Source organism: Mycobacterium sp. (assembly GCF_040398885.1).
Classification (GTDB): Bacteria; Actinomycetota; Actinomycetes; order Mycobacteriales; family Mycobacteriaceae; genus Mycobacterium.
The window spans coordinates 1-6935 of record NZ_JBBATF010000161.1; the positions used below are offsets into that span (position 1 = coordinate 1).

A 6935-nucleotide genomic window follows, 5' to 3' on the forward strand; every position below is an offset into this window, starting at 1 on the left:
GCCGCCAGCACGTGCAGCGCAGCCAGCATGCCCGAGTCGGCACCCCAGAAGTCACGGAAGTAGTAGTGCGCCGAGTGCTCGCCGCCGAAGATGGCGCCGCTGTCGGCCATCAGAGCCTTGATGTAGGAGTGCCCGACGCGGGAGCGCACCGGCTTTCCGCCCCGCTCGGCGATCACCTCGGGCACCACCCGTGAGGTGATCAGGTTGTGGATGACCGTCGCGCCCGGCTCGCGGGCCAGTTCCCGGTCGGCGACCAGGGCGGTGACCGACGACGGCGACACCGGCTGACCGAGTTCGTCGACGACGAAGCAGCGGTCGGCGTCGCCGTCGAAGGCCAGGCCGATATCGGCGCCGGTGCGGCGCACGTAGTCCTGCAGGTCCACCAGGTTGGCCGGTTCCAACGGATTGGCCTCGTGGTTGGGGAAGGAACCGTCCAGCTCGAAGTACAGCGGCAGCAGCGTCAGGCCGGGGACGGCGCCGAGCACCGCCGGGGCGGTGTGGCCCGCCATTCCGTTGCCGGCGTCGACGGCGACTCGCAACGGTCGCAACGCGCCGACGTCGACCAGCGAGCGCAGGAACGCGCCGTACTCACCGAGCACGTCGTGATCGTCGAGGGTGCCGCGCCGACCGTCCCAGGCCGGCACGCCGGCGATGACCTCGTCGCGGATCACCGCCAGGCCGGTGTCCTCGCCCACCGGCCCGGCCGCGGCGCGGCAGAGTTTGATGCCGTTGTAGGCCGCCGGGTTGTGGCTGGCGGTGAACATCGCGCCAGGGCAATCGAGCAGACCGGAGGCGAAGTACAGCTCGTCGGTGGAGGCCAGCCCGATGCGTAGCACGTCAAGCCCCTGGGAGGTCACCCCGTCGGCGAAGGCGGCGGCCAGCGCCGGGGAACTCTCCCGCATGTCGTAGCCGATGACCACCCGGGAGTTGGCGGGGTCCGACGCCCCGGCCGTCTCGGAGCGCATCAACCGGGCGAAGGCCGCGCCGACGTCGAAGACGAACGACTCGTCTATCTCCTGCCCGACCAGACCACGGACGTCGTAGGCCTTGATCACGCGACGCACGTCGGCGGCCAACCTGGTCATGGCGGGGACTCCTCGGGACCGTGGACTACTTGGCCGTCAAGCCTAACCGTTCGGGCGCGGCGGGAAGTCCGCACAGCGCGGAGCGTGAATTCAGTCGCCCGGCTGGGGCAGGACCCGCAAGTGCCCGCGGCGGCGGCCGGTCGACCCGGCCCGGGACGCCGGTTGGGCGAACCCACCGTGCGGCACCCGGTCGGCCGGCGACGGCGCGCCGACCGGATCGGAGAATCCGGGCAGCGGTGAGCCGCCCGACACTCTTCCCTCCCGCACCGCCTCGGCCAGCGCGATGAGGTCGTCCTCGTCGGGGTTGGTCGGCAGCGGTCCGGCATGGCGCACCAGTTCCCAGCCGCGCGGGGCGGTGATCCGGCTGGCATGGCTCAGGCACAGGTCCCAGGAGTGCGGCTCGCGGATCCCTGCCAGCGGTCCCACCACGGCGGTCGAGTCGGCGTAGACGTACGTCAGAGTCGCCACCGCATAGTGCGCGCAACCGGGCCGGATGCAGCGACGGGGAACCTTCACGCCGCAGAGGCTATCGCGGCGGGAATCCGACGTGACGCCGGACACGCGCGGCCGGCGGGCGGTCGATGTTGAACCGTTACGATCTGTAGATCATGGCCGACACCCGCAGCTCCCGGCGCGGCGGCGGCTCGGGAGGCGCCGCCCGGCGCGGACGCGAGATGCGCGGCCCACTGCTGCCCCCGTCGGTACCCGGTTGGCGCAGCCGCGCCGAACGTTTCGACATGGCGGTGCTGGAGGCCTACGAGCCCATCGAGCGGCGGTGGCACGAGCGGCTGAGCGGACTCGACGTGGCCGTCGATGAGATTCCGCGCATCTCGCCGAGGGATCCCGACAATGTGCAGTGGCCGCCGGATGTGGTGGCCGATGGGCCGATTGCTCTGGCGCGATTGATACCGGCCGGAGTGGACGTCCGCGGCGACGCCACGCGGGCCCGAATTGTGTTGTTCCGCAGGCCGATTGAGCGGCGAGCGAAGGATTCGGTGGACCTGACCGATCTTTTGCACGAAATTCTGGTGGCGCAGGTCGCCACTCACCTGGGCGTGGAGCCCGGGGTCATCGACCCCGACATGAACGCCGACGACTAGCGACCCGATAAGACCGGCGGTCCCGGTCCGGTCACGGGGACGCGAGACACCTGCCGACCTAGGCGGGCAGGCTCAGATGATGCCGCGCTTGAGGCGCCGGCGCTCCCGTTCGGACAGTCCGCCCCAGATGCCGAAGCGCTCGTCGTTGGCCAGGGCGTACTCCAGGCACGCGTCGCGCACCTCGCACCCCAGGCAGATTCGCTTGGCCTCGCGGGTCGAGCCGCCCTTCTCGGGGAAGAACGCCTCCGGATCGGTCTGCGCGCAGAGAGCCTTCTCCTGCCACAGCGGATCGTCCGGAGTCAGAGGTGCGTCCATCAAGTCCGGCACCACACTCAAATGAGTCCGCGCGGCGGTTGGAGCGCTCAGCGCCCCGAGAAAATTCTCATACGACATGCCCGACCTCCTTGCCTGATTTCGGTTGTGCAGCATCACTTCGTTCGAACATATGGTCGAATCCCGGTCTGCCACACCGGAACCGGCAGGTAGATGGGGAAATGACACTGCTGTGATTAGACAGTGCCGCGGTTCCCCGGTCAAGCCGTTCGCCGGGTTTCGCTACCACTTTCGTGACATAAACCGGCGTGTCGAGCCCCTGGCGTGTCTAGCGAGTTACGTCACTGTGACCGCCTGCAGGCCCGCGCGGCCGACCGAATAGTGTCGGTCGCTGTGAAAGTCACCGTTCTGGTCGGGGGGATCGGGGGCGCCCGTTTCCTGCTCGGTGCGCAGCGACTCCTCGGCCTGGGCCGGTTCGCCGAACAGTCCGGCGACACCGGTCATGAACTGACCGCCGTGGTCAACATCGGTGACGACGCCTGGATGTACGGAGTCCGAATCTGTCCGGACCTGGACACCTGCATGTACACCCTCGGGGGCGGTATCGATCCCGACCGGGGCTGGGGGCATCGCGACGAAACCTGGCATGCCAAAGCGGAACTCGCCGCTTACGGCGTTCAGCCGGACTGGTTCGGGCTGGGCGATCGCGACCTCGCCACCCATCTGGTGCGCAGCCAGATGCTGCGGGCGGGTTATCCACTCGGGCAGGTCACCGAAGCGTTGTGCCACCGATGGTCACCGGGCGCCCGGTTGTTGCCGGCCAGTGACGACCGTTGCGAAACCCACGTCGTGGTCACCGATCCGGACACCGGCGACAAGAAGGCGATCCACTTCCAGGAGTGGTGGGTGCGCTACCGCGCCAAGATCCCGACCCACGGTTTCGCCTTCGTGGGTTCGGAGACCGCCAACGCCGGGCCCGGTGTCGTCGAGGCGATCACCGGCGCCGACGTGGTGATGCTGGCGCCGTCCAACCCGGTGGTCAGCGTCGGGGCGATCCTGGCCATCGGTGGTGTCCGATCGGCACTGCGCTCCACCCCGGCGCCGGTCATCGGGTACTCCCCCATCGTGAGCGGAAAGCCGTTGCGTGGCATGGCCGACGAATGCCTGTCGGTGATCGGGGTGGAGACCGACTCCGAGGCGGTCGGCCGGCACTACGGCGCGCGGTCGGCGACCGGACTGTTGGACTACTGGCTGATTCACGAGACCGATGCCGCCCACGTGGCGGGCGTGACCGTGCGGTCGATCCCGCTGCTGATGTCGGATCCCGACGCCACCGCGGCGATGGTCGCCGCCGGCCTGCAACTCGCCGGGCTGGCGCCATGAGCGGCGACCACGCCCAGACGGCGCCGCCGAGCGGCGACCATGGAACCGCGGCGCCCGTCGAGATCATCCCGATCACCGGCCTGCCGGAATTCCGGCCCGGTGACGATCTCGCGGCGGCGATCCGTACCGCTGCCCCGTGGCTTCGCGGCGACGACATCCTGGTGATCACCAGCAAGGTGGTGTCCAAGTGCGAGGGCCGGGTGGTCGCTTCGCCGCAGGACCCCGATGAGCGAGATGCGTTGCGCCGCAAACTCATCGAGCAAGAGGCCGTACGCGTGCTGGCCCGCAGGGGCCGCACGCTGATCACCGAGAATCGGCACGGCCTGGTTCAGGCGGCGGCCGGCGTGGACGGATCCAACGTCGCCACAGCAGAATTGGCGTTGCTGCCCGCCGATCCCGACGCCAGTGCCGCCCGGCTGCGCGCAGCCCTGGGCGGGGTCGCGGTGGTACTGACCGACACGATGGGCCGGGCCTGGCGCAACGGCCAGACCGACACCGCGATCGGGTCGGCCGGACTGCCGGTCCTGCACAGCTACGCCGGTGCCCGCGACGGTTTCGGCAACGAGCTTCTGGTCACCGAGGTCGCCGTCGCCGACGAGATCGCCGCCGCGGCCGACCTGGTCAAGGGCAAGCTGACCGGTGTGCCGGTCGCGGTGGTGCGCGGACTGGAGCCGCGCGACGACGGCTCCACCGCGGCGAACCTGCTGCGCGGCGGGGATGAGGACCTGTTCTGGCTGGGTACCGCCGAGGCGATCGAACTGGGCCGGCGGCAGGCCCAACTGCTGCGCCGCTCGGTCCGCCGGTTCGCCGACCGCCCGGTCGAACGGGAACTGATCGAGGCGGCCGTCACCGAAGCGCTCACCGCGCCCGCACCGCACCACACCCGGCCGGCCCGCTTCGTGTGGCTGCAGGACCGGCAACGCCGGCGGGCACTTCTGGATGACCTGCGCGCTGCCTGGCGATCAGACCTCAGCGCGGACGGCAGGCCCGCCGACGAGGTCGAACGCCGGCTTGCCCGCGGGCGGATCCTCTATGACGCCCCCGAGCTGGTGATCCCGTTCATGGTGCCCGACGGGGCCCACCGCTATCCCGACGCCGCGCGCACCGCCGCCGAGCACACCATGTTCACCGTCGCGGTCGGGGCTGCGGTGCAGGCCCTGCTGGTGGCGCTGGCCGTGCGTGGGGCCGGTAGCTGCTGGGTCGGCTCGACGATCTTCGCCCCCGAGGTGACACGCTCGGCACTGGCGCTGCCGCCGGACTGGGAACCGTTGGGCGCCATCGCCATCGGCTATCCGGAGGAGGATGCCCAGCCCCGCGACCCGGCCCCGCTGGACGACCGGTGGCTGTGCCGGTGAGCCTGCACGAGTCGACGGTTGCGGCCCTGACGAACTGGAGCGCACCGGATCCGGGCCAGGATGCGCTGCGCCACGCGGTACTGGCCTTTCTGCTCGCCCGGCCGGACGGCTGCCAACGGGCCTGTGCCCCAGGCCATGTCACCGCCTCGGCTCTCGTCGTCGACCACACCGGGACCAGGGTGCTGCTGACCTTGCACCCGCGCCTGGGACGCTGGGTGCAACTCGGCGGCCATTGCGAGCCCGGCGACACCGGAATCGTCGCCGCGGCGATGAGGGAGGCCACCGAGGAGTCCGGTATCGGCGGGCTGCGGATCGATCCGGAACTGGCGGCCATTCACGTCCATCCGGTGACGTGCTCGCTGGGAGTGCCGACCCGCCATCTCGACCTGCAGTTCCTCGCCCACGCACCGGCGGGGGCCGAGCCGGTCATCAGCGACGAGTCACTGGACCTGCGGTGGTGGCCACTCGATGAGGTGCCGGCCGAGGACACCGGGCTGGCCCGACTGGTCTCGGCCGCCCGATACCGCCTCAACAGCGAAGGCCGTTAGTTCAGCTGTCACGGCGACGGCGAAGGCGTCAGATGTCACGGCGACGGCGAAGGCCGTCAGATGTCACTCGAGTACCTGATCCCGCAGTCCGGGATGTGGACGCCCGGCCATACCCGGGCCCCGCGCAGCAGCTCGCATCGCGCGCCGATGTCGGCGCCGTCGCCGATCACCCCGTCGCGGACGAGCGCACGCGGGCCGATCCGGGAGCCGAAACCGATGATCGAGCGTTCGATCACCGCACCGGGTTCGATGCGGGCTCCGTCGAAGATCACCGCGCCGTCGAGTCGAACGCCGGCGCCGATCTCGGCACCCCGCCCGACCACCGTCCCGCCGTAGAGCAGCGCGCCGGGCGCCACCGACGCGCCGTCGTGCACCAGGCTCTCCCCGCGTTGGCCGCCGAGCACCGGCGACGGGGCGATCCCGCGAACCAGATCTGCCGAGCCACGGACGAAGTCCTCCGGGGTGCCCATGTCACGCCAGTAGGACATGTCGACGTGCCCGAAGACCTTGGCGCCATCGCTCAGCAACGCCGGAAACACCTCGCGTTCCACCGAAACCTCGCGATCGCGCGGGATCAGGTCGATGACGTGGCGTTTGAAGATGTAGGTGCCGGCGTTGATCTGATCGGTCGGCGGATCCTCGTTCTTCTCGAGGAATGCCAACACGTTCCCGTCCGTGTCGGTGGGTACCGAACCGAATGCCCGGGGGTCGCTGACCCGCACCAGGTGCAGGGTCAGGTCGGCGTCGCGCTCGTGATGCGCGGCCAGCATGGCGCCCAGATCCATGCCGGACAGCACGTCGCCGTTGAACACCATGACGGTGTCGCTGCGCAGTTTGGAGGCTACGTTGGCGATCCCGCCGCCGGTGCCCAATGGGGTCTCCTCGGTGACGTACTCGATCTGCAGGCCGAGCCCGGATCCGTCGCCGAACTCGTCTTGGAAGGTCTCGGCCCGGTAGGAGGTGCCGAGCACCACATGTGAGATGCCCGCGGCGGCGATCCGGGACAACAGGTGGCTCAGGAACGGCACCCCGGCGGTGGGCAGCATCGGTTTGGGCGCGGCCAGGGTCAGCGGCCGCAACCGGGTCCCCTTGCCGCCGACCAGGACGACGGCGTCGACCCCGGACGGGTCGATGGGCGTGTGACTCTCGGCGCTCATGACGTCCCTCTCTCCAACTCCCGGCGGGACTTCT

8 protein-coding genes are annotated in these 6935 nt (G+C 70.1%); 4 read left to right on the forward strand and 4 right to left on the reverse strand.

From position 1 onward, the window contains the following. Nucleotides 1-1085: phosphomannomutase/phosphoglucomutase (locus tag ADBZ5U_RS13405; RefSeq protein WP_526810965.1), on the reverse strand; the 1085-nt coding region annotated here is incomplete at its 3' end. Nucleotides 1086-1175: 90 nt separating this feature from the next. After that, nucleotides 1176-1601, reverse strand: a complete 426-nt coding sequence (locus ADBZ5U_RS13410) for a DUF3499 family protein (RefSeq protein ID WP_526810967.1) — start codon at nt 1599-1601, stop codon at nt 1176-1178. Between the two features lie 158 nt (nt 1602-1759). On the opposite strand from ADBZ5U_RS13410, the gene ADBZ5U_RS13415 reads away from it, so the two are divergent. Then, nucleotides 1760-2185: a metallopeptidase family protein gene (locus ADBZ5U_RS13415; RefSeq protein ID WP_526810976.1), complete on the forward strand. Its 426-nt coding sequence runs from the start codon at nt 1760-1762 to the stop codon at nt 2183-2185. 72 nt (nt 2186-2257) lie between these two features. On the opposite strand, the gene ADBZ5U_RS13420 is transcribed toward ADBZ5U_RS13415, so the two are convergent. Continuing rightward, complete coding sequence (locus tag ADBZ5U_RS13420) at nt 2258-2500, reverse strand: WhiB family transcriptional regulator (RefSeq protein WP_526810969.1); 243 nt, start codon at nt 2498-2500, stop codon at nt 2258-2260. 351 nt (nt 2501-2851) lie between these two features. Here ADBZ5U_RS13420 and cofD point away from each other — a divergent pair, with 351 nt between their 5' ends. Genes cofD through ADBZ5U_RS13435 form a run of 3 tightly spaced genes read left to right on the forward strand, consistent with a single transcriptional unit; the run spans nt 2852 to nt 5744 of the window. Beyond that, nucleotides 2852-3841 (forward strand): 2-phospho-L-lactate transferase, encoded by a 990-nt coding sequence (gene cofD / locus ADBZ5U_RS13425; RefSeq protein ID WP_526810970.1) that lies wholly within the window; start codon nt 2852-2854, stop codon nt 3839-3841. Then, nucleotides 3838-5196, forward strand: a complete 1359-nt coding sequence (locus ADBZ5U_RS13430) for a coenzyme F420-0:L-glutamate ligase (RefSeq protein ID WP_526810972.1) — start codon at nt 3838-3840, stop codon at nt 5194-5196. Before cofD ends, ADBZ5U_RS13430 begins: the two co-directional genes overlap by 4 nt. Then, entirely contained in the window at nt 5193-5744 is a 552-nt protein-coding gene (locus ADBZ5U_RS13435; protein ID WP_526810973.1) for an NUDIX hydrolase, read from the forward strand. The genes ADBZ5U_RS13430 and ADBZ5U_RS13435 overlap by 4 nt, the downstream gene beginning before the upstream one ends. Before the next feature lie 56 nt (nt 5745-5800). Here the strand turns inward: ADBZ5U_RS13435 and manB are convergent, their stop codons facing one another. Then, complete coding sequence (manB, locus tag ADBZ5U_RS13440; RefSeq protein WP_526810974.1) at nt 5801-6901, reverse strand: mannose-1-phosphate guanylyltransferase ManB; 1101 nt, start codon at nt 6899-6901, stop codon at nt 5801-5803. Nucleotides 6902-6935: the final 34 nt, after the last annotated feature.

Bases quoted from the DNA above. Each gene is read 5' to 3' on its own strand.
- ADBZ5U_RS13415 (WP_526810976.1), top strand. From the start codon at position 1,760: ATGCGCGGCCCACTGCTGCCCCCGTCGGTACCCGGTTGGCGCAGCCGC.
- ADBZ5U_RS13420 (WP_526810969.1), bottom strand. From the start codon at position 2,500: ATGGACGCACCTCTGACTCCGGACGATCCGCTGTGGCAGGAGAAGGCT.
- ADBZ5U_RS13430 (WP_526810972.1), top strand. From the start codon at position 3,838: ATGAGCGGCGACCACGCCCAGACGGCGCCGCCGAGCGGCGACCATGGA.
- manB (WP_526810974.1), bottom strand. From the start codon at position 6,901: ATGAGCGCCGAGAGTCACACGCCCATCGACCCGTCCGGGGTCGACGCC.